The sequence below is a fragment of the Streptomyces sp. NPDC031225 genome (genome assembly GCF_055570355.1).
This window is the reverse complement of record NZ_JBVIHJ010000025.1, coordinates 122,653-146,762: the sequence shown is the minus strand read 5'-3', so window position 1 is coordinate 146,762 and position 24,110 is coordinate 122,653. Positions and strand designations below refer to the sequence as shown.

Below are 24,110 nucleotides of genomic sequence, written 5' to 3'. Positions count from 1 at the left end.
GTCAGACCCCGCCCGTAGAGTCGAGGACGACTGATCCGACACACGGGCTGGAGGTGACAGGACGTATGAACGACGGGGCCATGGTGGCCGAGCACACAGGCGAGCGGCGCGGGGAGACCGTCTCCGTCCGGCTCGCCGCGGTCTTCCTGCCCGCGCCCCTTCCGCGTGAGGGCCGGATCGCGTTCTGGGACCCCGACGGCGCGCCCCTGCCCGCCGAGGGCACCGAACACGCCGAGCTCACCGTCGTACGACCGCACGGCGCCGGAGTCCGGCGGCGGACCACCCCGGCGTTCTCGCTCCCGCTCGGCGAGGCCCTGCCGCTCCTGGTCCGGGCCCGGCGCGACCCGGCCGCCCACCCCGCCACCGCCTGCTGGGGCGCGGCAGCCCTGCACGCACTGCGGCTCACGGCCCGTGGCCGGCTGCTGCCCGGGCTGACCGCCACCGGCCACGACGCCTGGCGGGCAGGGCCGCTGGACCCGCAGGACATCGCCCACCTGCGCGCGATCGCCGCCGCCCTGCCCCACGAGGGCCATGCGGTCCCGCTGCCCGGCCCGGGCCCGCTCCGGCTGCCCGAACCGGAAGCGCTGATGCGGTCCTTCCTGGACGCCGTCGCGGACACCCTGCCCCGCACCCCGGCCGCCCCGTTCGCCTCCGGCAAGCCCTTCGCGGCCCGCGCCCCACAGCGGCTGCCGCACGCCCACGACTGGGCCGCTGAGGTCGCCGCCGGCATGGACGCGGGCGTGCGGATCTCGCTGCGGCTGGACCTGTCGGCGTACAACCTGTTCAACGCCGAAGCCGACGGCGTGCGCAGCGCGGGCGCCGCGATCGTCCAGGTGCACAGCCTCGCCGACCCGACCCTGGTGACCGACGCGGCGGCCCTGTGGGCGGGGGACGCCGACGCCGTCTTCGGACCACGCGCACGCGTGGACGCCGCTCTCGCGGTGCGGCGCGCCGCCCGGGTCTGGCCGCCGCTTGACCGGCTATCCGAACAGGACGTGCCCGACGTACTGGCCCTGTCCGACGAGGAGTTGGGCGACCTCCTCGGCGTCGCGGCGCCCCGCCTCGCGGCGGCCGGAGTGGCGGTGCACTGGCCGCGGGACCTCGCGCAGGACCTGACGGCGGCGGCGGTGGTCCGGTCCGCCCCGGGCTCGGCGACCGACGGCACCGGTTTCTTCGAGAGCGAGGAACTGCTGCAGTTCCGCTGGCAGTTGGCGCTCGGCGGCGACCCGCTCAGCGAGGCCGAGATGGACGCGCTGGCCGAGGCCCACCGGCCCGTCGTACGCCTCAAGGACCAGTGGGTGCTCGTCGACCCCGCCCTCGTCCGCAAGGCCCGCAAGCGCGAACTGGGCCTGCTCGACCCGGTCGACGCGCTCTCCGTCGCCCTCACCGGCAGCGCGGAGGTCGACGGAGAGACGGTGGAGGCGGTGCCCGTCGGTGCGCTCGCCGCCCTGCGCGACCGCCTGACGGCCGGCGTACGCCCCGCCGAACCGCCCCCGGGCCTGCACGCCACGCTCCGCGACTACCAACTCCGCGGCCTGGCCTGGCTGGACCTCATGACCTCCCTCGGCCTCGGCGGCTGCCTCGCCGACGACATGGGGCTCGGCAAGACCATCACCGTCATCGCCCTGCACCTGCGCCGCGAGCGCCGCGAACCGACCCTGGTGGTCTGCCCCGCCTCCCTGCTGGGCAACTGGCAGCGGGAGATCAACCGGTTCGCGCCCGGCGTCCCCGTGCGCCGCTTCCACGGCCCGGAGCGCAGCCTGGAAGACCTCGACGGCGGTTTCGTCCTCACCACGTACGGCACCATGCGGGCGGCGGCCGCGCGGCTCGCCGAGCAGTCCTGGGGCATGGTCGTCGCGGACGAGGCCCAGCACGTCAAGAACCCGTACTCGGCGACCGCCAAGGCCCTGCGCACCATCCCGACGCCCGCACGCGTCGCCCTCACCGGTACCCCGGTGGAGAACAACCTCTCGGAGCTGTGGGCGCTGCTCGACTGGACGACCCCCGGTCTCCTCGGCCCCCTGAAGTCCTTCCGCGCCCGGCACGCGCGCGCCGTGGAGAACGGCGAGGACGAGGAGGCGGTCACCAGGCTGGCGAGGCTCGTCCGCCCCTTCCTCCTGCGCCGGAAGAAGTCCGACCCCGGCATCGTCCCCGAGCTGCCGCCCAAGACGGAGACGGACCATCCGGTCCCGCTCACGCGCGAACAGGCCTCGTTGTACGAGGCGGTGGTGCGCGAGTCGATGCTGGCGATCGAGACGGCCGAGGGCATCGCGCGCAGGGGCCTGGTGCTGAAGTTGCTCGGCGCGCTCAAGCAGATCTGCGACCACCCCGCCCTGTACCTGAAGGAGGAGGTCCCCGCGGCGGCCGGTGAGCGGCTGGTCGCCCGTTCCGGCAAACTGGCCCTGCTGGACGAGCTGTTGGACACCCTCCTCGCGGAGGACGGATCAGCCATCGTCTTCACGCAGTACGTGGGAATGGCCCGCCTGATCACCGCCCACCTCGCGGCCCGTGCGGTGCCGGTGGATCTGTTGTACGGCGGTACGCCGGTGCCGGAGCGGGAACGCATGGTGGACCGCTTCCAGAGCGGTGCGATCCCGGTCCTGGTGCTGTCCCTGAAGGCCGCGGGCACCGGCCTCAACCTCACCCGTGCGGGCCATGTCGTCCACTTCGACCGCTGGTGGAACCCGGCCGTCGAGGAGCAGGCCACCGACCGGGCCTACCGCATCGGACAGACCCAGCCCGTCCAGGTCCACCGCCTGATCACCGAGGGCACCGTGGAGGACCGCATCGCCGAGATGCTCGAAGCCAAGCGCGCCCTCGCCGACGCCATCCTCGGCTCCGGCGAGTCCGCCCTCACGGAACTCACGGACCACGAGCTGTCCGACCTGGTCTCCCTCCGGAGGCCGTCATGAGCCCGGGCCCCGCCGACGAGGCCCGCCGGGCCCTGCGGGCGGCCCGGGAGCGGGCCGGACAGGGGGCGACGGGGGACACGGACGAGGCACCGGCCACGGGGGCGGAGCGCGAGGCGGAGAACGGGGACGCACCGGAGGCGGGCGCATCCGGGGTGTGGGGCGCGGGGGGCCGCTCGGTGGCGGGAGTTGCTGCCGAGGCCGGTGGTTTCGGAGTTGGGGAAGCGGCGGGCCCTGAGATCGAGGGGGTCGGCAGGCTTGGGAAAGAGGGTGGGACAGAGGCAGCGGGAAGCCTCGCGGCCGAGGGCGTCGGCAGTCCTGGCGTGGAGGAGCCTGGGAGCCTCGCGGTGGGCGGGAAGACGGGGGGCACGGCTGCTGAGGCGACGGCTCACCGGGTGAGCGGAGACGCCGCTGCGCCGGGTGCGGCGGCCGACGGACAAGCCGATCCGCCCGGGATGCCCGGCGGGCAGGACATGGAGCAAGCGGCGGTCCCCGAGGACACCGTGACTGCCACGACCACGACCACGACCACGACCGCCGCTCCCGCCCCGGCCGAGTCGCGCCCCGGTGACGCGGCTCGCGCGGCCCTGCGGGGAGCCGTCGCCGCCCGGAGTGGCTCCGTCGCAGAGGGGGCCGATGCCACAGGCCGGGCCGACGGGACGGCGGACGGCGCCGAATCCGTTGCCTCCGTCGGCTCGACGAGCAAGGACGCGGATCAGGCCGCCGAGGCACAGGTGCCCGCTGCGGCTCACCACGAGGATGAGCCCGGACGTCCCGACGCGCGCCCTGGGGATGCCGCCCGCGAAGCGCTGCGCGCTGCACGCAGGAGGAGGGCCGACGAGGCTGCCGCCGAAGCCGAGGCCGCACTCGCCCACCGGTCGCGTCGTACCACCCCGACCCGGACCGGACCCGCGTCCGCGACCGGAGACCGAAGCCGAACCACGCGTCCAGCCGTCGGAGGCCGCGCGCGTGATGTGCGGGAGCTGCTGGCCGACGCCTTCCGGATGCCTGACGACGCGGCCCCGCCATGGGAGGACCCCGAGGGCAACGACGTTACGCACCAAGGGAGTTCCACCCCGGGGGCACCCGCTTCCGGCGACAGCCCCCTGGACCCCGGCCCCACCGGCCGAACCGACACCGCCAACCGCCTCGGCACCCGGCCCACCACACCGCCCCCGCCCGAAGAGACGCCCGCGGACGCCGACACCGACGCCGACGTCGACCAGAACTGGCTCTCCCCGGCCCTCGCGCCCCCGTCACTCGCCCCGTCCACCTCCCACCGCCCCCACTCCATGGCGGCCCCCAACCGGGACAACGAACTGCGCCGCACCTTCCCCGCCTTCCCCCCTCGCTCCTCGGAGGACGCCCGCTTCGCCGCCACCTGGTGGGGCAACGCCTGGGTCACCGCGTTGGAGGAGGGCGCGCTGGACGCCCAACGGCTGGCACGGGGCCGGGGCTACGCCGAGCGGGGACATGTGGACGCGATCACCGTGACGCCGGGACTCGTCCTCGCCTACGTGCAGGGCAGCCGCCCGCGGCCGTACCGCGTGCAGGTGCGGTTGCGGACACTCGGCGACGTCGACTGGGACCGGTTCCTGGACCTCGCCGCGGACCGGACCGGACACATCGCCGCACTGCTCGACAAGGAGATGCCCCAGTCGCTGGCGGAGTGCGGAGTGCCGTTGCTCCCCGGCCCGGGTGACCTCGAACCGCAGTGCAGTTGCCCCGACCGCGGCCATCCCTGCAAGCACGCCGCAGCCCTCTGCTACCAGACCGCGCGCCTGCTCGACGCCGACCCGTTCGTCCTGCTCCTGCTGCGCGGCCGGGGCGAACGCGAACTGCTCGACGCCCTGTCCCGCCTCAGCGCGGCCCGCGCGGCACGCGCGGCGCAGGAGAAGGAGCCGGCCCCGCTGCCGGGCGTACGGGCCAGTGAAGCCCTCGCGTCCCGCAGGCTCCCACCGCTCCCGGCTCCCTTGCCGGTTCCCGCACACCCGGAGCAGCCACCGGCGTACCCCGCGTCCCCGGGCGGCCCCGACCCCTTCGCCCTGGACCAGCTGGCCACCGACGCGGCCGCCCGCGCCCACGCCCTGCTCGGCACCGGCCGGGACCCCGTCGGCGAACTGACCCTGTGGCAGGACGCGGTACGGCTCGCCGCCGCCCGCCCCGGTTCCGGACTCACCGCGGGCACCCGGGCCCTGTACGCCTCCCTGGCCGCCGCCACCGGTCACACCCCGGCCGACCTGGCCCGCGCGGTCGCCGCCTGGCGTCAGGGCGGCCTCGAAGGCCTCGCCGTCCTGGAGGAGCCCTGGGACCCGCCGGCCGGCCGCTTCGACCGTGCCCGGCCCCTGCTCCTCGCCGCCGACCTCCCCGCCTTCCGTCCCCGGCACAACCACCTCACCCACCCCCGCGGCCATGTCCAGCTCCGCCTGGGCCGCGACGGCCTGTGGTACGCCTACGAGTCCGAACCGGGCCACGACGACTGGTGGCCCCGGGGCACCCCGGACCTGGACCCCGTGGGCGCCCTCACGGGCCTGGGCACACCGAACGACCTCTGACACCGCCTGTGCCCGTCAGGACCCCGTCCCCCGCGACAGACGGCATGTGAAGCGTGCCGTGGAGGATCTTCGCCAAGTCGCCACAGTGTGGGACGGCTTGCGTGGGGCTGCGACCCAAGGGCGTGGGAATGGGTGAGATGTGAGAGCGTGCTGGACGTGACTGAGATGAAGACCCCCGCCCTCCAGTACCGCTTCGACGGCCCGGACGACGCCCCGGTCCTCATCCTCGGTCCCTCGCTCGGCACGACCTGGCACATGTGGGATCGCCAGGTCCCCGACCTGGTCAAGCACTGGCGCGTCTTCCGGTTCGACCTGCCGGGGCACGGCGGCGCGCACGCCTACCCGGTGGGCTCCGTCGGCGACCTCACCGACCGGCTGCTCGCCACGCTGGACCAGTTCGGCGTGCAGCGCTTCGGTTACGCGGGCTGCGCGCTGGGCGGTGCGGTCGGCCTGGAGCTGGCTCTGCGCCACCCGGAGCGGCTCGCCTCCCTCGCGCTGATCGCCGCCTCGCCCCGCTTCGGTACGGCGGACGAGTTCCGGCAGCGCGGGGTGATCGTACGGACGAACGGGCTCGATCCCATCGCCCGTACATCGCCCGACCGTTGGTTCACCTCGGGGTTCGCCGCCGCCCAGCCCGCGATCACCGAATGGGCCGTGCAGATGGTGCGCACCACCGACCCCGGCTGCTACATCGCGGCCTGCGAGGCGCTCGCCGCGTTCGACGTACGGGCCGACCTGGCGAGCGTCGGCGTGCCGACCCTGGTCCTCGCCGGCTCCGACGACCAGGTCACCGGCCCGGCCGAGGCCCGCACCCTGGTCGCGGGCATCCCGGACGCCCGGCTCGCCGTCGTGCCCGGCGCCTCCCACCTGGTGCCGGTCGAGCAGCCCGCCGCCGTCACCGACCTCCTGGTCAGACACTTCTCCACCGCCTGGCAGCCCGCCTTCGACTCGGCCACCGGCCAGACCGCGATCCCCGCGGTCCCGCTCATGCCGGTCCTGACGACCGCGCCGCCGCAGCCGGTGCCGATCGCCGAGATCGCCCCGGCCGTCGTGGAACCGCCACAGGGCCCGGGGCGGCCCGACCCGTACGACGCCGGCATCAAGGTCCGCCGCGAGGTGCTCGGCGACGCGCACGTGGACCGGGCGCTGGCGCAGGCCGACGAGTTCTCCGGCGACTTCCAGGAGCTCCTCACCCGCTACGCCTGGGGCGAGGTCTGGGACCGGCCCGGTCTCGACCGCCGCTCGCGCAGCTGTGTCACCCTCACCGCCCTGGTCGCGGGCGGACACCTGGACGAGCTCGCGTTCCACACCCGGGCCGCCCTGCGCAACGGCCTCACCCCTTCCGAGATCAAGGAAGTGCTCCTCCAGGCGGCCGTGTACTGCGGTGTCCCGGCGGCCAACAGCGCGTTCAAGGTGGCCCAGCAGGTCATCCGCGAGGAGACCACCCCCACCGACTGAACCCGCCGCCCGTCACAGAGGCAGGATGGACCCATGAAGCTCACGAAGAAGTCGCATGCCTGCGTCCGCCTGGAGAAGGACGGACAGACGCTCGTCCTCGACCCCGGGACCTTCAGCGAGGAGGACGCCGCCCTCGGCGCCGACGCGATCCTCGTCACGCACGAGCACCTCGACCACTTCAACGAGGAGCGGCTGCGGACGGCCCTGGACGCCAACCCGGCCGCCGAGATCTGGACGCTGAGGTCGGTCGCCGAGAAGATCTCGGCCGCCTTCCCGGGCCGCGTGCACACCGTCGGCCACGGCGACACCTTCACCGCCGCCGGCTTCGAGGTGCAGGTCCACGGCGAACTGCACGCGGTGATCCACCCGGACATCCCGCGCATCACCAACGTCGGCTACCTCGTCGACGGCGGCAAGGTCTTCCACCCCGGCGACGCCCTCACCGTCCCCGACCATGCCGTCGAGACGCTGATGCTCCCCGTCATGGCCCCCTGGAGCAAGATCTCCGAGGTCATCGACTACGTGCGCGAGGTCAGGCCGCAGCGCGCCTACGACATCCACGACGCCCTCCTCACCGACCTCGCCCGCCCGATCTACGACAACCAGATCGGCGCCCTCGGCGGCGCCGAGCACCTGCGTCTGGCACCGGGGGAGAGCACGGCACTGTGAGTGTCAGTGCCGCCCGGTAGGTTGTCAGGCATGCGCATCGCGACCTGGAACGTCAACTCGATCACCGCTCGTCTCCCGAGGCTGCTGGCCTGGCTGGAGAGCACCGGCACCGATGTGCTGTGCCTCCAGGAGGCCAAGCTCGCCGAGGAGCAGTTCCCGTTCGACCAGCTGCGCGACGCGGGCTACGAGGCGGCGGTGAACGCGACCGGCCGGTGGAACGGCGTGGCGGTGATCTCCCGGGTGGGTCTGGAGGACGTCGTCAAGGGCCTGCCCGGCGACCCCGGTTACGACGGCGCCCCGGAGCCCCGCGCGATCTCCGCGACCTGCGGCCCGGTCCGCGTCTGGTCGGTGTACGTGCCCAACGGCCGCGAGGTCGACCACCCGCACTACGCGTACAAGCTCCAGTGGTTCGAGGCGCTCAGGGCCGCCGTCGCGGGCGACGCGGCGGGCAGTCGCCCCTTCGCGGTCCTGGGCGACTACAACGTGGCGCCGACGGACGACGACGTCTACGACGTGGCCGCCTTCGAGGGCCTCACCCACGTCACCCCGGCCGAGCGTGCCGCCCTGTCCGCCCTGCGTGAGGCGGGCCTGTCGGACGTGGTCCCGCGGCCCCTCAAGTACGACCACCCGTTCACGTACTGGGACTACCGCCAGCTCTGCTTCCCCAAGAACCGCGGCATGCGCATCGACCTGGTGTACGGCAACGAGCCGTTCGCGAAGGCCGTCAGCGACGCGTACGTCGACCGGGAGGAGCGCAAGGGCAAGGGCGCCTCCGACCATGCGCCGGTCGTGGTCGACCTGGAGGTCTAGCCGCCGCACTCCGGGCTCACAGCGGCGCCGGATACCTGGTCCACCGACTCCGCGAGCGCGGCCGACCCGCGTCTCCCGGATGCGGGTGGTCCCCGCCGCCGTACCCGGCCGGCACACGTGGGGGGCGGGCCGGGTGGCGGACCACGGGCTCGAACACCTGCAGCGCTGGGCGCCCCCGGCAGCCGTACCGAAGCCACCCCGCGGTCCCCGGCCATCGGCACTGTCACGCCGTACAGCCCTGCCCTCTCGGCGAGTTGACCGACAGGCATGTTCACCTACGGCAGTGCCGCCGCCTTCGGTGCAGTTGGCCGCGGCGCCGGTCACCCGTCCGTCAGCAGGTACGGCGAGCCGAGCGCGTCCCCGTGTCCGCTCTCGCGCACCTCCTGCCCGCCGCCCCGGGTCGTCGCCGACCGCGGTGTTGTCGAAGTCCCGTTCCAGCGGGAGGAGTCGCAGCCGATCCCGCAGGACCGCGTGCCCGGCACACGTGCGCGAGCGGATAGAGAACCACCGGGCCACCCCGGACACTCGGGGGACAGACGGATTCACCTGCCCATGAGCGACGAAAAACCCCTCGCGAGGCCAAGGCGGCATCGGTGGCAGGTCGACGTGCCATCCGCGAAGCCGGCGCGAAGTCGCCCGGGAACGAGGGTCCGCGCGCCTGTGGTGCATGCGGCCGGGTGAGTGACACGCTGGGCGTATGAAGATCCCTTTTCTGGGCGGCTGGAGCGAGCAGCCCGGGACCCGCGACCCCGAAGGCATCGCCGAACTCCTCGCCGAGTGTGAGCTCTTGCGTTCCCATGCGGCCCGTTCGGGTGTCCGACTCGACGACACGGCGGCCTCGTTGGAGGCGCTCGACCAGCTGGTGCCGGGCTGGCGGGACGACGAGGAGATCCTGCTCTGGCTCGGCAACGACGCCGGGCTCTATCTCGGCACCGTCATCGTGCGGACCGTTCCCGGTGCGTCCTGGGATCTGCGGTCGGACGGCCAGCCGGTGATCCGGCTGGAGTCCGGGCGCGAGTTCGACGTCGTGGCCTCAGGGCACGAGTGGGCCGCGAGCGGGGTGCCCGAGTTGTCCCAGCTGTACGCGGAGGTTGCCGAGGAGTGAATCCCTGGCCGCCGCTTCGACTTAAATACGGCTAATGCCCGAAAAGTGCGTGTCGTTCCTTAAGTGCAATCCTGCCTCGATAGGTTGCGGCGACCGACACAGCTGAGAGTGAGTAGGGCTGGGCATGGCCGTCGTCGATCCGTTGATCGAACTGCGTGACGTCAACAAGTACTACGGGGAGCTGCATGTCCTGCAGGACATCGACCTCACTGTCGGCAAGGGGGAGGTGGTCGTGGTCATCGGCCCCTCGGGGTCGGGCAAGTCCACGCTCTGCAGGACGATCAACCGCCTGGAGACCATCAAGTCCGGTTCCATCACGCTCGACGGGCAGCCGCTGCCCGAGGAGGGCAAGGCTCTCGCGAAGCTCCGTGCCGAGGTCGGCATGGTCTTCCAGTCCTTCAACCTGTTCGCCCACAAGACGGTTCTGCAGAACGTCTCTCTGGCGCAGGTCAAGGTCCGCAAGCGCGGGAAGGACGAGGCCGACCGGCGTTCGCGCGAGCTCCTCGACCGGGTGGGTCTCGCCGACCAGGCCGACAAGTACCCCGCCCAGCTGTCCGGCGGTCAGCAGCAGCGCGTGGCCATCGCCCGTGCCCTCGCCATGGAGCCCAAGGCCCTGCTGTTCGACGAGCCGACCTCGGCCCTCGACCCGGAGATGATCAACGAGGTCCTGGAGGTCATGCGCCAACTGGCCCGTGAGGGCATGACCATGGTCGTGGTCACCCACGAGATGGGCTTCGCCCGCTCGGCCGCCCACCGCGTGGTGTTCATGGCCGACGGCCGGATCGTCGAGGACCGCGCCCCCGGCGACTTCTTCACCAGCCCGGACAGCGAGCGGGCCAGGGACTTCCTCTCCAAGATCCTCAAGCACTGAGAGGAGCGACGGCCATGCCTTCTTGCCGCGACTACGATGGTCCGCTCACCCCCACGGTGACGGCGACCGAGCCCCCAGGGACGCTGCTGCCGGGTGGGGGTCCCCCCACGGCCCTGGAACCGTAGGGGCAGCAGTCACAGAGCCATACCCGCCCGGCGCCGGCCGGAGATCACTGCTCGCGCAGCGGAATCGACACGTACGACGGGTCGGTCGCCGGCGAGGAGAAGGTCAGCTGGGCGCCGGACGGGTTGTGCTCGATGTAGAGCGGGTCGACCGTGTCCACCACCAGGGCCAGCCGGTGCCCTGCCGGGACGTCGTAGGCCGTGGAGAACAGCTCCAGGTCGACGTCGATCGGCTTCCCGGGTGTCTGCCCGTGGAAGGTGTACGGCGCGTTGGAGACCAGCTTGCCGAGGCCGAGCGGCCCCACGTCGTACAGATACGCGACGAGGGTGCCGCTCTCCTTGGTGGGAGTCACCGTCGTGTGCAACTTCGCGGTACCGCGCACCTGTTGGGCGCTCGCGTACTTCTCCGACTGCCATACGGCGGCCCAGCGGCGGGGCAGCAGCGGGATCGAGGCGACCGGGGGAGCCTGGGCGATCTGGTCGAGGATGCTGGACAGGAAGATGATCCCGCCGTCCGCGCCGGAGTCGACGTTGGTGTGGATCGTGGTCGTGCCCGGGAGTGCGATCTTCTCCTGGGTGGCACCGACGGACTTCCAGTCGGGATAGCCCTCATAGCCGCCGGTGGAACGGGACTTGAGCTGGACGGGCTCCTCGCGGTTGATCCCGTTGTCCTCGCCCTTGAGATAGTGGTCGAACCAGCGCCCGGTGTCGGTCCACACGTCGTTGGGCAGGCCGAACAGTCCGGTCAGTTCGGCCGTGGCGTGGTCACCGGGACGGAATTCCAGTCTCTTCGGGCCGGTCAGCTTCTCGTAGAAGTCGGCGTACTGGTTGGGCGCGAAGATCGTGTCCCCCCACGCGTTGGCCATCATGACCGCCGCGCCGTTCTTGTTTAGCTGGTCCACATATGTGACGACCGAACGTTTCTTCCCCCAATTGATCATGTCCTGTTCCTTCGACAGGTTCGACGCGTAGAAGTTGTCGAAGATCTGCCGGAGTTCGGCGCTCTGGCGGCCGGTGACCAGGCTCGCGCCGTCGAGGAGGGCGTTGGCCTGGACGTGCTGGGTGCGGCCGGAGTAGATCGAGTCGATCAGGTCGGCCCAGCCGCTGAGGGCGGCGACGGCCTTGACGCGCTTGTCGTGCGCGGCGGCGAGCAGGCTGATGCCGGCGCCGTACGAGACACCCACCATGCCGATGTGCCCGGCGTCCGCCGGGGTGTTGGCGAGTGCCCAGTCGATCACCTTGGACGCGTCGGCGGTGTCGGCGGGTCCCGCCACGTCGATCTCCCCGCCCGACTGCCAGAAGCCGCGGACGTTGTAACTGACCACGATGTAACCGGAGTTCGCGAGTTTCTGGGCCTGGGCGAGGTACTGGACCTGGGGCAGGCCCCAGCTCGTCGGCAGGACCAGCAGCGGGTAGCGCTGTGTGCCGTCGGAACCGGCGGGCGTGACGACGTTCGCCTTGAGCACCGTGCCGCCGTCACCGGTGATGTCGACGAAGCGGACGGCGTCCGCCGCCTGGGCGGTGGGGGCGAGTCCGAGGGCGCCACCGGCGATCAGGGTGGCGGAGACGGCGCCCACGGTGGTCGTACGCAGGGCCTTGCGAGGGTGTCCCACGGGTCACTCCCTACTCGTGTCAATGCAAAGTGACCAGACGGTAACCTCGGCGCCTTACCGGAAGTAACCCGTCGGTAAGTTACGTGGGAGTAACGATTGTTGTGGTGTGAATCAATTCAGGAGGCGCGGTGGGAGTTCCGTGCAGCCGCGGCGGTCGGCAGCGGGGTCCGGGCCGCGCTGGTCACGTCCGCGACGAGTTCGGCGACATCGGGGCCGTACGCCTGCGAGTTGACCACCTTCAGCAGGAGGACGAACGAATCGCTGCCGTACTTGCGGGACAACCGCTCGTGGTTGCGTGCCAGGTAGCGGGTCGCGGCCTGGTTGGTGATCGCGGTCTGGCCGCAGAACAGGAAGACGGGCCGGCTCAGTCCGGGCTGTCCGGCGGTCAGGCGGGCCAGCAGGACGTATTCGGACACCCCCTTCTCCAGGAGGTAACGCTCGCCGCCTATCTGGTACGTCATCCGGACCGGACCCGGTTCCGACGGGTCGATGTTCACCAGCACCCCGGGCAGCATGGCGCTCATGTGCGCCATCATGCGCCGGTTCGACGAAGGGCCGCCGACGCAGAACTCCGTGCGCTCCCCGAAGCCCTGCCGGGCCACGTCCTGGGCCACCACTTCGGCGTGCGCGCCGCAGTCCTTGATGAGGGCGGAGAGTTCGAGGAGGGCGAACACGTCGTAGCGGTGCACCGTGAGATCGGTGCCGCCCGCGTCGCGGTTCACGACCAGCAGCGACTCGGAGTTGTCCGGCAGTCCGAAGAAGGCCTGCTTGCGGCGGAGCTTCCGCTTCCACAGATATGTCCGGGCGAGCCAGCCGAGCGTGGCACTGATGCCGGCGGCGACCACGCCCAGGACGATGTTGCGCACGTCGTCAGTCATGTGCGCGCATGCTAGCGGGCCGACGCCGCTGGTACGTACCGGTGTTCGAAGTGTGGCATTCGCATGACACCTGACCCGAAGGGCACTGTCGTGTCCCCGGCGATGTGGTTACGCTGCGCGGATGTTCTTGGACTGGAGGTAAGGATGCGTCGCCCTGTCGCGCGGAAACTGTCGGTCCTTGCGGTGTCGGCCGCCGTGGTCTCGGTGGGGGCGGCAGCGCCGCCGCACGCCACCTCGACACCCGAGAAAGTACCCGTCGCCGTCGGCTACGGCGGCGCCGTCTCCAGCGTCGACGCGGACGCCTCCGCCGCCGGCATCGAGGTCCTGAGAAAGGGCGGCAACGCCGTCGACGCTGCCGTCGCCACCGCAGCCGCGCTCGGCGTCACCGAGCCCTACTCCTCCGGCATCGGCGGGGGTGGCTACTTCGTCTACTACGACGCCAAGTCCCGTACCGTCCACACGATCGACGGCCGCGAAACGGCACCGCTGACCGCCGACTCGGACCTGTTCGTCGAGAACGGCAAGCCGCTCGCCTTCGCCGACGCCGTCAGCAGCGGTCTGAGCGTCGGCACCCCGGGCACGCCTGCCACCTGGGCCACGGCGCTGGGCGAGTGGGGCAGCAGACCGCTCGGCACCGTCCTGAAGCCCGCCGAGCGCATCGCCCGGAACGGGTTCACGGTCGACGACACCTTCCGCTCGCAGACCGCCTCCAACGAGACACGGTTCCGGTACTTCCCGGACACCGCGAAGCTGTTCCTTCCCGGCGGACAGCTGCCGGTCGTCGGGTCCACCTTCAAGAACCCCGATCTCGCCCGCACCTACGCGGAGTTGGGCCGCAAGGGCGTCGGCGCGATCTACCACGGCGACCTCGGCGACGACATCGTCGACACCGTGAACCACCCGCCAGTGGCCCCCGGTTCAGGCTGGAACGCGCGACCCGGGGCGCTGTCCGAGAAGGACCTCGCCGCCTACCGGGCCAAGCTCCAGAAGCCCACCAAGACCTCCTACCGAGGACTCGGCGTCTACTCGATCGCGCCTTCGTCCTCCGGTGGCACGACCGTCGGTGAAGCCCTCAACATCCTTGAGCGCACCGACCTTTCGAAGGCCAGTGAGGTCCAGTACCTGCACCACTACATCGAGGCCAGCCGGATCGCCTTCGCGGACCGGGGGCGCTGGGTCGGCGACCCCGCCTTCGAGGACGTACCGACCAAGGGGCTGCTGTCGCAGAAGTTCGCGGACTCACGCGCGTGCCTGATCAAGGACGACGCGGTGCTCACCAGCCCGGTGGCGCCGGGCGATCCACGTGACCCCAAGGCCTGTTCGGACCGGGGGACGGCGGCTCCGACGACGTACGAGGGTGAGAACACCACGCATCTGACGGTGGCCGACAAGTGGGGGAACGTCGTCTCCTACACGCTCACCATCGAGCAGACCGGCGGCAGTGGGATCACCGTTCCCGGGCGCGGGTTCATCCTCAACAACGAGCTGACGGACTTCTCCTTCGCCCCGGCGAACCCGGCTGCCCATGACCCGAACCTGCCGGGACCCGGCAAGCGGCCGCGGTCCTCCATCTCGCCGACGATCGTCCTCGACCGGAACAACAAGCCTGTGGTGGCGCTGGGTTCGCCCGGTGGGGCGACCATCATCACCACCGTGCTCCAGGTGCTGACCGAGTTCGTGGACCGGGGTCTGCCGCTCGTGGACGCGATCGCCGCGCCCCGGGCGAGCCAGCGCAACGCTGCACAGACCGAGCTGGAGCCGGGGTTGTACAGCAGCGGCGTGCGGTCTCAACTGGAGGCTATTGGGCACTCGTTCAAGCTGAATCCGGAGATCGGGGCCGCGACTGGTGTGCAGCGGTTGCCGGGTGGGAAGTGGCTTGCGGCGGCTGAGACTTCTCGCAGGGGTGGGGGGTCTGCGCAAGTGGTGTACCCCGCGCCGTAGTTGTCCGGGGCGCGGGGTGATGCCGCCCCGCGCCCCTAAAGGCCCTCCCGGAACGTGAGAGTGCCCGCCTCCACGTCCACCGTCACCCGGCCGCCCTCCTCGATCGTGCCGTCCAGAAGCAGGCGGGACAGCTGGTTGTCGACCTCCCGCTGGATCGTGCGGCGCAACGGGCGGGCGCCGTACTCCGATTGATAACCGCGCTCGGCCAGCCAGTCCACTGCCCCGCCCGTGAAGTCGACCGTGACGCCCTGGGCGTGGAGCAGGCGGCGGGTCCGTTCCAGCAACAGCTTGGTGATGTCCCGTAGTTGCTCTCCCGTCAGCTGCCGGAAGACGACGATCTCGTCGATGCGGTTGAGGAACTCCGGCCGGAAGTGTTCGCGCAGGGGACGCAGGATCTGTTCGCGGCGGGCCTCTTCGCCGGACTGCGGCCCGAAGCCGATCCCAGCGCCCCTGCGGGTGATCGCATCCGAGCCCAGGTTGCTCGTCATCACGATCACCGTGTTGGTGAAGTCGACCGTGCGGCCCTGGGAGTCGGTGAGCCGTCCGTCGTCGAGGACCTGGAGGAGGATGTTGAAGACGTCCGGGTGGGCCTTCTCCACCTCGTCCAGGAGCAGCAGCGAGTACGGGTGGCGGCGCACCGCCTCCGTGAGCTGACCCGCCTCCTCGTGACCGACGTATCCGGGCGGGGCGCCCACCAGCCGGCTGACCGTGTGCCGTTCCTGGTACTCGCTCATGTCGAGGCGGACCATGCGCTCCTCGCTGCCGAACAGGGACTCGGCGAGGGCGCGGGCCAGTTCGGTCTTGCCGACGCCGGTCGGGCCGAGGAACAGGAAGCTGCCGATCGGGCGGTCCGGGCTCGCGAGGCCCGCACGGGAGCGCAGCACGGCGTCCGAGACGACCCGCACGGCCTCCTCCTGGCCGACGACCCGTTCGTGCAGGTGGTTCTCCAGGCCGAGCAGCCGGTCCTTCTCCTCCTCGGTGAGGCTGCTGACCGGGATGCTGGTGAGCCGGGACACCACTTCGGCGACGGACTCCGCCGTCACCTCCAGATGCTGCCCCTCGTCCGCCTCGCCGCCCCCGGTGGCCTCATCGATCCGCCGTTTCAACTCGGCTATACGGTCCCGCAGTTGTGTGGCCCGCTCGTACTGCTCGTCCGCGACCGCCTGCTCCTTGTCCCCGGTCAGCTGCTCGACCTCGCGCTCCAGGGGGTCCACCCGGGCCGAGTCCGTGCGAGGGCCGGGGGACGCCCTCGTGATCGACGTGCCGGGGCCGGGTAACCCGGGTGTCAGCCGGTTACACCTTCGCACGGATGGGGGAGGCGGGCACTTTCGGTGAGCGCCGGGCGACACCGGTCCGCGCGGTCGGCGTCCGTGCCGCTCCGGCCGCCCCCGAGCACTCCCGTTCCCCACCGGACAGCGGAACGCATGTCCACCTTGACCGGCCCGAGCTCTTCCGCGTGCCCCTGACGATCAGGTGCGAGGGCGGCTCAGCGTGCCGTCAGGATGCGCGGCCCGGCGTCCGTGATCGCCACGCTGTGCTCGGCGTGCGCCGCCCGTGAGCCGTCGTTCGTCTTCAGCGTCCAGCCGTCCGGCGCCTCGTGGTACCCGTCCGTGCCGCCGCCGATGAGCATCGGTTCGATCGCGAGCGCCATGCCGTGCCGCAGCCGCATCCCACGCCCCGGGCGCCCTTCGTTCGGCACCGGCGGGTCCTCGTGCATACGGCGGCCGATGCCGTGTCCGCCGAAGCCCTGCGGGACGCCGTACCCGCCGTCCCGGCACACCGTGCCGATCGCGTGCGCGATGTCCCCGATGCGGTTGCCGACGACGGCCGCCGCGATCCCGGCGTCCAGCGCCCGCTCGGCGGTCTCGATCAGCCGTACGTCGGCGGCACGCGGCGTGCCCACGGTGAAGCTGATCGCCGAGTCGCCCGCCCAGCCGCCCAGTTCGGCTCCGCAGTCGATCGAGACCAGGTCGCCGTCGCGCAGCCGGTAGTCGGTCGGGATGCCGTGCACGATCGCGTCGTTGACCGAGGCGCAGATGACGGCGGGGAAGGGGGTCGGGGCGAAGGACGGCCGGTATCCGAGGAAGGGGGAGACCGCCCCCGCCTCCCGCAGTACCCCGCGCGCCACCTCGTCCAGCTCCAGCAGGGAAACGCCCACGTCAGCGGCCTTTCTTGCGGCTGTCAGGGCGCGCCCGACGACCTGTCCGGCCTCGTACATGGCGTCGATCGATGTGTCCGTCTTCAGTTCCACCATGCCAATTACTATACCGGTATTAGAATGGTGCCATGGTGCGCACCCCTCTCACCCCAGAAGAACACCGACGCGGCGAGCGGCTCGGCCGGCTGCTGCGCGAAGCCCGCGGCGGCCGCAGCATGGCCGACGTCGCGGCGAGCGCCGGTATCTCCGCGGAGACCCTCCGGAAGATCGAGACCGGGCGGGCTCCGACCCCGGCGTTCTTCACGGTGGCCGCACTCGCCCGGGCCCTCGGGCTCTCCATGGACGAGCTGGCCGGACTGTGTGCGATGGCGGGCGTGTGACGGGAGTTCGCTCAGTGACCGTCAGGGTGACATGAGGCTCCTGCTGCCCCATTGCAAACTGGCTGTAGCCCGTTCGTAACACTGCTGGTGTTGCCTTACGGACCGGAGTGCTCCGGTCTAACGGGAGTTGAGCGATGGCAGTGGATCAACTCCCGGGCCAGGTGCGGGAGTTCGTGGCATACCTGGAGGGTCTGCTGGCGCGCCTTGATCAGGGCGCCGGCTGGTGCGCGGTGTTCTGGCAGCGCGACCCGGACGGTATGCAAGCCTGCCTCGACGGCCGCGAAGTCCCGCCCTGGGACGTGGTGGAGGCGCTCCTCCAGGACCTGGCCGCCGGATACGGCCCCGAGGTGGCCCGCGTCGAGGCAGAGCGCGTCCGGCCGCTGCACGCCGCCGCCCAGAGCGCCCACGACGCCCGGCCCGGCGGCCGTGACGCCCTCGGTGACCGCTTCGACGTCATGCTCCGCGAACAGCGCTATGCGGCCGAACGGCAGGCCGAACTGGGCCGGTTGCTCGCCGCCGCCACCACCCGGGACGAGGCCGACGCGATCCGCCTCGACCTCGCCTGGGCCCGCGACGACCACGAACGCGCGACCCGCCGCTGCGCCGAACTCCAGTCCCGGATGGCCGAGTCGGACCGCCGCTCGATGGGCGGCCGGGGCGGAGCCGGCACCCGCGGCCAGGCGGCGGACGGCGGGATGTTCCGGGATGCGCGGGGAGACGCGGCACGGAGCGCCTGGGACGACGGACACCGCGACGGGGGCGCCGCAGCCGGTGGGCGAGGGGCGGGCGGCTACGGGGGCGGAGATGCCGGGGCCGACGGCCTCGGTGACGCAAGCGTGGGGGCCGACGGAGTCGGCGGCAGTGGTTACGAGGCCGCAGCGAGGGCGGACGACGGCCCGGAGAACGGGGTCCACGGGGCCGGCAGCCGAGGCGCCGGGTTCCCGGACATGCCCCAGCAGCGTCAGAGTCCCGCCGCCGACCGGCCCGCCGAGGCCGCCACCCCCGCGCCCAAGCAGCGCAAGCGCCGCCGAGGCAGTGCCCGTTTCGCCGGCATGGCCGAGGAGGACGCCGCCTCCGCCGTCGTACCCCCGGTGGCGGAGCCCGAGCTGCCCGCCGCGCCCGTGGCGAAGGGGCGGTCCCCGCGGGGTGCCCGGTTCGCCGGGTCGGCGCGGGTGCCGGAGGCGCGGTCGGAGCAGCGGACCGAGCCGTTGGAGGTGATCGAGCGGCGGGAGACCGCAGAGACCGTCGCGACGCTGGTGCGGCTGCGCTCCGAGGGCCGTACCGGCGAGGCGCACGCCCTGCTCGTCGAGGTCGCCCACTGGCCCGCCGGACGCTTCCCGCTGCTCGCCGCGGAGCTCCAGCACGCCGGGCTCGGCGCCGACTGGGCGACCCTGATGTGGGAGGCCGCCTCGCTGCCCGCCGAGCGACTGGTGGCCGCCGCGGACGCACTGGTCGCGGCCGGGCGTGGCACGGACGGGGAGCAGATGCTCCGGCAGGGCGTCGCGCGGCCCGCCACCGAGATCGGGGCGGCCGTGCTCGGGCTCGTGTCCGAGGGGCGCCGGCGTGAGGTGTCCGCCCTCCTCGACGCGTACGTCCGGGTCCGCACCCCCGAGGAGGCCGCCCGCAGTGCCGCACCGGGCCCGCAGACCCTGGTACCGCTGCTCCTCCAGGCCGCGAAGGGCATCTCGGACGAGCGGTACTGGGACCTGCTCCACGCCCTGCGCGTCGCCGGTTTCTCCGCCTGACAGGTCCTCCACAGCCGCGCCGGCCCGCCACGTCACTCGCCCAGTGGAGTGTGAAACGAGATCGACTTCGCGGGTTAACGACGATGGTCTTGGCAAGCCTCTCCAGGAGGCTTACGTTCGTGCCTCTACGGCCGTGTCTACGGGCGTAGAGGCACTGGCGTCCCGCCGAAGGAGCAGCTCATGGCCAACGTCGTACGTGCCGCTCTGGTCCAGGCCACCTGGACCGGCGACACCGAGTCCATGGTGGCGAAACACGAGGAGCACGCCCGTGAGGCGGCCCGGCAGGGCGCGAAGATCATCGGGTTCCAGGAAGTGTTCAACGCCCCCTACTTCTGCCAGGTCCAGGAACCCGAGCACTACCGCTGGGCCGAGCCGGTGCCCGACGGGCCCACCACACTTCGTATGCAGGAACTCGCCCGCGAGACCGGCATGGTGATCGTCGTGCCGGTGTTCGAGGTCGAGCAGTCCGGCTTCTACTACAACACCGCGGTCGTGATCGACGCCGACGGCAGTGTCCTCGGCAAGTACCGCAAGCACCACATTCCGCAGGTCAAGGGCTTCTGGGAGAAGTACTACTTCAAGCCGGGCAACCTCGGCTGGCCGGTCTTCGACACGGCCGTCGGCAAGGTCGGCGTCTACATCTGCTACGACCGCCACTTCCCCGAGGGCTGGCGCCAGCTCGGCCTCAACGGCGCCCAGCTCGTCTACAACCCCTCCGCCACGCACCGGGGGCTCTCCTCCCATCTGTGGCGCCTGGAACAGCCCGCGGCAGCGGTCGCCAACGAGTACTTCGTCGCCGCCATCAACCGGGTCGGCGTCGAGGAGTACGGCGACAACGACTTCTACGGGACGTCGTACTTCGTCGACCCGCGCGGCCAGTTCGTGGGGGACACGGCGAGCGACAAGGAGGAGGAACTGCTCGTCCGCGACCTGGACTTCGATCTGGTCGAGGAAGTGCGGCAGCAGTGGGCGTTCTACCGGGACCGCCGCCCCGACGCCTACGAAGGGCTGGTGAAGCCGTGACCGAGGACCTGCTGGGCCGCCACCGGGCCGTGCTGCCGGACTGGCTCGCCCTCTACTACGAGAACCCGCTGGAGATCACGCACGGCGAGGGCCGCCACGTGTGGGACTCCCAGGGCAACAAGTACCTCGACTTCTTCGGCGGCATCCTGACGACGATGACCGCGCACGCGCTGCCCGAGGTCACCAAGGCGGTGAGCGAACAGGCCGGGAGGATCATCCACTCGTCGACCCTGTACCTGAACCGGCCGATGGTCGAACTCGCCGAGCGCATCGCCCAGTTGTCCGGCATCCCGGACGCCCGGGTCTTCTTCACCACCTCCGGCACCGAGGCCAACGACACCGCCCTGATGCTGGCCACGACCTACCGCCGCGGCAACACGATCCTGGCGATGCGCAACAGCTACCACGGCCGCTCCTTCAGTGCCGTCGGCATCACCGGCAACCGCGGCTGGTCGCCCACCTCGCTGTCCCCGCTCCAGACGCTGTACGTCCACGGAGGCGTGCGGACCCGCGGCCCGTACGCGTCCCTGAACGACGACGACTTCATCGCGGCCTGCGTCGACGACCTCAAGGACCTCCTCGGCCACACCCGCCCGCCCGCCGCCCTCATCGCCGAACCCGTCCAGGGCGTCGGCGGATTCACCTCCCCGCCCGACGGCCTCTACGCCGCCTTCCGCGAGGTGCTCGACGAGCACGGCATCCTGTGGATCGCCGACGAGGTGCAGACCGGCTGGGGCCGCACCGGCGACCACTTCTGGGGCTGGCAGGCACACGACCGGAACGGCCCGCCGGACATCCTCACCTTCGCCAAGGGCATCGGCAACGGCATGTCGATCGGCGGGGTCGTCGCGCGCGCCGAGATCATGAACTGCCTTGACTCCAACAGCATCTCGACGTTCGGCGGCACCCAGATCACCATGGCGGCCGGCCTCGCGAACCTCGCGTACCTCCTGGAACACGACCTGCAGGGCAACGCCCGGCGCGTCGGCGGACTGCTCATCGAGCGGCTGCGGGCCGTCGCGGCACAGCTTCCGGGCGTACGGGAGGTGCGTGGGCGCGGGCTCATGATCGGCGTCGAGCTGGTCAAGCCCGGCACCGACGAGGCCGACCCGCAGACCGCGTCCGCCGTACTGGAGGCGGCCCGCGCCGAGGGGCTGCTGCTCGGCAAGGGCGGCGGACACAACACCAGCGCCCTCAGGATCGCCCCGCCCCTGTCGCTGACCGTCGCGGAGGCCGAAGAGGGCGCCGCGATCCTCGAACGCGCTCTGAGGAGCACCATCCAGTAGGTCCACAGCGAGGGAACACCGTCATGAGCACCACCTTGGAGCCCCTGGAGCCGACCCTGTCGGTCCGCCAGGTCCTCATGCTGGAACGGGTCCTCGCCGGGGAGCCCGAGGTGGTGGCCGGTGCGAGCCAGCTCGACCGGGCCGTGCGCTGGGTGCACGTGGCCGAGGCCGCCGATGTCGGCGTGATGCTCAGCGGCGGCGAGATGGTCCTCACCACCGGGGTGCTGCTCGCCGGTGACGAGAGCAAACAGGCCGAGTACATCCAGTCCCTGCACCGCGCGGAGGCCGCGGCCGTGGTCCTCGGACTCGGCCGCGCCTTCCCGGCACCGCCGGACGTGATGCGCAGGGCCGCCGAACGGTGCGGGCTGCCCATGGTCGTCCTGCACCGGCCCTTCCCCTTCGCCGAGCTGACCGAGGAGGTCCAAGCGCGGCTGGTGCGGCGGAAGTTCGCCGCCGTCAGCATGTCCGAGGCCGTCCGCACCGCCCTCACCGGACTCATCACCGCGGGCGCCCCGCTCCAGCGGCTGCTGGACGAGATCGCCCACCACAGCGGCTGTCCCGTCGTCGTCACCAACCTCGCCCACCGCGTCCTCGCCACGGCGGGGGAGCGGTCCGCGGTGGACGACGTACTGCGCGACTGGGAGCGCATCTCCCGCCAGGCCGGCGGCACCGAGGGCGACGGCTGGATCCGCGCCGAACTGGGCGGGCGCGGGGAGCGCTGGGGCCAGATCATGCTGTGCGGCTACCGCGGCGACACCGCCACCGGACGTCTCCTCGCCGACCGCGCCGCCGAGGCCCTCGTCCTGCACCGCATGCTCGGCGGCACCTCCGCCCACACCTGGGAGGAGCAGTCCGCGCAGAGCCTGCTCACCGACCTGGTCAGCGGGGTCGTACCGGCGAGGCAGCTGCTGCCCCGCGCGCGGGCGGCCGGACTGCCCGTCAACCGGCGCACCTTCGTGCCGCTCGTCGTGCGGGACGGTGATCCCGCCGAACTCGACCGGGTGCTAAGGCTGTTGGGGCTGCCCGGCATCGTCGCCGAACTCGCGGACGACGCCACCGCCGTGCTGCTGAGCCTGGCCCGGGACCAGGACGCGGCGGCGCTCGTGGCGAACTTCGCGACCCGGCTGACGCGCACCGTCGTGGCCGCCGCGGACCCCAGGACCGCCTGGGACGACGTCCCCGGAGGACTGCGGGAGGCCCAGCACGTCGCCGACGCCGTCGCCGACTCGGCGACGGTCCTCGACCTTCCTCCGGTGGTCCGCCTGAAGGACGTACATCTGCGCGGCCTGATCCGGCTGCTGCGGGACGACCCGCACGTGCAGTCCTTCGCCGAGCGGGAGCTGGACGGGCTGCTGTGCGTGGCCGGCGAGGACCTGCTCGCCGTCCTGCGCACCTATCTCGCCACCGGCCGGAACAAGTCCCGCACCGCCCAGCTCCACCACGTCTCCCGCCCCGCGCTCTACCGGCGGCTGGAAGCGATACAGGGCCGGCTCGGGGTCGACCTCGACGATTTCGAGCAGGCCGCCTCGGTGCACATCGCGCTCCTCGCGCACGACGCGCAACAGAGCTGAAACATGCCACGACCTGGGAAAACGGCGGTGAAACATGGGCTCACGAAAGGGTGACACCGTGGCACGCCGAAGGCCCGCAGACGTGACACGCTGCAACTCAAAGCCTGTTTTCGGACTTCCTAGTCTTCTCGCACACCGAGTGACCGGAGGTCCCGATGAGCAGAGTGATTCGCGCCGCCCTCTTCCAGACCGCGTGGACGGGCGACAAGGAGTCGATGATCCAGGTACACGAGCAGGCGGCCCGAGACGCGGCCGCGCAGGGTGCTCAGGTCCTGTGCTTCCAGGAGCTGTTCTACGGGCCGTACTTCTGCCAGGTCCAGGACAAGGCGTTCTACGAGTACGCCGAGCAGATCCCGGACGGCCCGATCGTCAAGCGATTCCAGGCGCTGGCCAAGGAGTTGGGCATCGTCCTGATCCTGCCGATGTACGAGGAGGAGCAGCCCGGCGTCCTCTACAACACCGCCGCCGTGATCGACGCGGACGGCTCGTACCTCGGCAAGTACCGCAAGCACCACATCCCCCAGGTGCCCGGGTTCTGGGAGAAGTTCTACTTCCGCCCCGGCAACCTGGGATGGCCGATCTTCGACACCAAGGTCGGAAAGATCGGCGTCTACATCTGCTACGACCGCCACTTCCCGGAGGGCTGGCGGGCGCTCGGCCTCGCGGGCGCCGAGATCGTCTTCAACCCGTCGGCCACCTCGCGCGGTCTGTCCGCCTACCTGTGGCAGCTGGAGCAGCCCGCGGCGGCCGTCGCCAACGAGTACTTCGTCGGCGCGATCAACCGGGTCGGTGTCGAGGAGCTGGGCGACAACGACTTCTACGGCACGACGTACTTCGTCGACCCGGAGGCGCAGTTCGTCGGCGAGGTGGCGAGCGACAAGGAGACCGAACTCGTCGTCCGCGACCTGGACCTGGCCAAGCTGAGGGAAGTCCGCGACCGCTGGCAGTTCTACCGCGACCGCCGTCCGGACGCGTACCCCCCGCTGACCGCACCCTGACCGAACCGACCACCTTGG

17 protein-coding genes and 1 pseudogene are annotated in these 24,110 nt (G+C 71.6%); 14 read left to right on the top strand and 4 right to left on the bottom strand.

Annotated elements, in window-relative coordinates; genetic code table 11:
* Positions 1-65 precede the first annotated feature (65 nt).
* From ACZ48Z_RS34830 to ACZ48Z_RS34800, 7 genes are all read left to right on the top strand, one after another.
* On the top strand, positions 66-2,912 hold the full coding sequence (locus ACZ48Z_RS34830) for a DEAD/DEAH box helicase (protein WP_468739899.1): 2,847 nt from the start codon (positions 66-68) through the stop codon (positions 2,910-2,912).
* The gene (locus ACZ48Z_RS34825) at positions 2,909-5,464 is read left to right on the top strand and encodes an SWIM zinc finger family protein (RefSeq protein WP_468739898.1); all 2,556 of its coding nucleotides are present in this window, start codon (positions 2,909-2,911) and stop codon (positions 5,462-5,464) included. The genes ACZ48Z_RS34830 and ACZ48Z_RS34825 overlap by 4 nt, the downstream gene beginning before the upstream one ends.
* A gap of 165 nt (positions 5,465-5,629) precedes the next feature.
* A complete protein-coding gene (pcaDC, locus tag ACZ48Z_RS34820) occupies positions 5,630-6,922 on the top strand; it encodes a bifunctional 3-oxoadipate enol-lactonase/4-carboxymuconolactone decarboxylase PcaDC (RefSeq protein WP_468739929.1) in 1,293 nt (430 codons plus the stop codon).
* 33 nt (positions 6,923-6,955) lie between these two features.
* Positions 6,956-7,591, top strand: coding sequence for an MBL fold metallo-hydrolase (locus ACZ48Z_RS34815; protein WP_468739897.1), 636 nt, complete (start codon positions 6,956-6,958; stop codon positions 7,589-7,591).
* 30 nt (positions 7,592-7,621) lie between these two features.
* Complete coding sequence (locus ACZ48Z_RS34810; RefSeq protein WP_468739896.1) at positions 7,622-8,401, top strand: exodeoxyribonuclease III; 780 nt, start codon at positions 7,622-7,624, stop codon at positions 8,399-8,401.
* A gap of 697 nt (positions 8,402-9,098) precedes the next feature.
* A complete protein-coding gene (locus ACZ48Z_RS34805) occupies positions 9,099-9,506 on the top strand; it encodes a DUF6278 family protein (RefSeq protein WP_468739895.1) in 408 nt (135 codons plus the stop codon).
* 124 nt (positions 9,507-9,630) lie between these two features.
* Positions 9,631-10,377, top strand: a complete 747-nt coding sequence (locus ACZ48Z_RS34800) for an amino acid ABC transporter ATP-binding protein (protein WP_468739894.1) — start codon at positions 9,631-9,633, stop codon at positions 10,375-10,377.
* Positions 10,378-10,546: 169 nt separating this feature from the next.
* Here the strand turns inward: ACZ48Z_RS34800 and ACZ48Z_RS34795 are convergent, their stop codons facing one another.
* Both ACZ48Z_RS34795 and ACZ48Z_RS34790 read right to left on the bottom strand, forming a co-directional pair.
* Entirely contained in the window at positions 10,547-12,112 is a 1,566-nt protein-coding gene (locus ACZ48Z_RS34795; protein ID WP_468739893.1) for a CocE/NonD family hydrolase, read from the bottom strand.
* A gap of 116 nt (positions 12,113-12,228) precedes the next feature.
* Positions 12,229-12,990 (bottom strand): hypothetical protein, encoded by a 762-nt coding sequence (locus ACZ48Z_RS34790; protein ID WP_468739892.1) that lies wholly within the window; start codon positions 12,988-12,990, stop codon positions 12,229-12,231.
* A gap of 144 nt (positions 12,991-13,134) precedes the next feature.
* Between ACZ48Z_RS34790 and ggt the strand changes: the two genes are divergently transcribed.
* On the top strand, positions 13,135-14,931 hold the full coding sequence (gene ggt, locus ACZ48Z_RS34785) for a gamma-glutamyltransferase (protein WP_468739891.1): 1,797 nt from the start codon (positions 13,135-13,137) through the stop codon (positions 14,929-14,931).
* Between the two features lie 35 nt (positions 14,932-14,966).
* On the opposite strand, the pseudogene ACZ48Z_RS34780 reads toward ggt, so the two are convergent.
* Together ACZ48Z_RS34780 and map are read right to left on the bottom strand one after the other, a co-directional pair.
* Positions 14,967-16,139: pseudogene (locus ACZ48Z_RS34780) on the bottom strand (AAA family ATPase); the annotation flags it as partial.
* 278 nt (positions 16,140-16,417) lie between these two features.
* Positions 16,418-17,185 (bottom strand): type I methionyl aminopeptidase, encoded by a 768-nt coding sequence (gene map, locus ACZ48Z_RS34775; RefSeq protein ID WP_468739890.1) that lies wholly within the window; start codon positions 17,183-17,185, stop codon positions 16,418-16,420.
* A gap of 32 nt (positions 17,186-17,217) precedes the next feature.
* On the opposite strand from map, the gene ACZ48Z_RS34770 reads away from it, so the two are divergent.
* The 6 genes from ACZ48Z_RS34770 (at position 17,218) to ACZ48Z_RS34745 (ending at position 24,092) form a co-directional block, all read left to right on the top strand.
* Entirely contained in the window at positions 17,218-17,469 is a 252-nt protein-coding gene (locus ACZ48Z_RS34770; RefSeq protein ID WP_468739889.1) for a helix-turn-helix domain-containing protein, read from the top strand.
* Positions 17,470-17,603: 134 nt separating this feature from the next.
* Positions 17,604-19,214, top strand: a complete 1,611-nt coding sequence (locus tag ACZ48Z_RS34765) for a hypothetical protein (protein WP_468739888.1) — start codon at positions 17,604-17,606, stop codon at positions 19,212-19,214.
* A 180-nt stretch (positions 19,215-19,394) separates the two neighbouring features.
* Positions 19,395-20,237: a nitrilase-related carbon-nitrogen hydrolase gene (locus ACZ48Z_RS34760; RefSeq protein ID WP_468739887.1), complete on the top strand. Its 843-nt coding sequence runs from the start codon at positions 19,395-19,397 to the stop codon at positions 20,235-20,237.
* Entirely contained in the window at positions 20,234-21,523 is a 1,290-nt protein-coding gene (locus ACZ48Z_RS34755; RefSeq protein WP_468739886.1) for an aspartate aminotransferase family protein, read from the top strand. The genes ACZ48Z_RS34760 and ACZ48Z_RS34755 overlap by 4 nt, the downstream gene beginning before the upstream one ends.
* A 23-nt stretch (positions 21,524-21,546) precedes the next feature.
* Positions 21,547-23,094: a PucR family transcriptional regulator gene (locus ACZ48Z_RS34750; protein WP_468739885.1), complete on the top strand. Its 1,548-nt coding sequence runs from the start codon at positions 21,547-21,549 to the stop codon at positions 23,092-23,094.
* 155 nt (positions 23,095-23,249) lie between these two features.
* A complete protein-coding gene (locus ACZ48Z_RS34745) occupies positions 23,250-24,092 on the top strand; it encodes a nitrilase-related carbon-nitrogen hydrolase (protein ID WP_059195362.1) in 843 nt (280 codons plus the stop codon).
* Positions 24,093-24,110 lie beyond the last annotated feature (18 nt).

Bases quoted from the DNA above. Each gene is read 5' to 3' on its own strand.
- ACZ48Z_RS34800 (WP_468739894.1), top strand. From the start codon at position 9,631: ATGGCCGTCGTCGATCCGTTGATCGAACTGCGTGACGTCAACAAGTAC.
- map (WP_468739890.1), bottom strand. From the start codon at position 17,185: ATGGTGGAACTGAAGACGGACACATCGATCGACGCCATGTACGAGGCC.
- ACZ48Z_RS34750 (WP_468739885.1), top strand. From the start codon at position 21,547: ATGAGCACCACCTTGGAGCCCCTGGAGCCGACCCTGTCGGTCCGCCAG.
- ACZ48Z_RS34810 (WP_468739896.1), top strand. From the start codon at position 7,622: ATGCGCATCGCGACCTGGAACGTCAACTCGATCACCGCTCGTCTCCCG.
- ACZ48Z_RS34825 (WP_468739898.1), top strand. From the start codon at position 2,909: ATGAGCCCGGGCCCCGCCGACGAGGCCCGCCGGGCCCTGCGGGCGGCC.
- ACZ48Z_RS34745 (WP_059195362.1), top strand. From the start codon at position 23,250: ATGAGCAGAGTGATTCGCGCCGCCCTCTTCCAGACCGCGTGGACGGGC.
- pcaDC (WP_468739929.1), top strand. From the start codon at position 5,630: ATGAAGACCCCCGCCCTCCAGTACCGCTTCGACGGCCCGGACGACGCC.
- ACZ48Z_RS34805 (WP_468739895.1), top strand. From the start codon at position 9,099: ATGAAGATCCCTTTTCTGGGCGGCTGGAGCGAGCAGCCCGGGACCCGC.
- ACZ48Z_RS34830 (WP_468739899.1), top strand. From the start codon at position 66: ATGAACGACGGGGCCATGGTGGCCGAGCACACAGGCGAGCGGCGCGGG.
- ACZ48Z_RS34790 (WP_468739892.1), bottom strand. From the start codon at position 12,990: ATGACTGACGACGTGCGCAACATCGTCCTGGGCGTGGTCGCCGCCGGC.
- ggt (WP_468739891.1), top strand. From the start codon at position 13,135: ATGCGTCGCCCTGTCGCGCGGAAACTGTCGGTCCTTGCGGTGTCGGCC.
- ACZ48Z_RS34815 (WP_468739897.1), top strand. From the start codon at position 6,956: ATGAAGCTCACGAAGAAGTCGCATGCCTGCGTCCGCCTGGAGAAGGAC.
- ACZ48Z_RS34760 (WP_468739887.1), top strand. From the start codon at position 19,395: ATGGCCAACGTCGTACGTGCCGCTCTGGTCCAGGCCACCTGGACCGGC.
- ACZ48Z_RS34765 (WP_468739888.1), top strand. From the start codon at position 17,604: ATGGCAGTGGATCAACTCCCGGGCCAGGTGCGGGAGTTCGTGGCATAC.
- ACZ48Z_RS34770 (WP_468739889.1), top strand. From the start codon at position 17,218: ATGGTGCGCACCCCTCTCACCCCAGAAGAACACCGACGCGGCGAGCGG.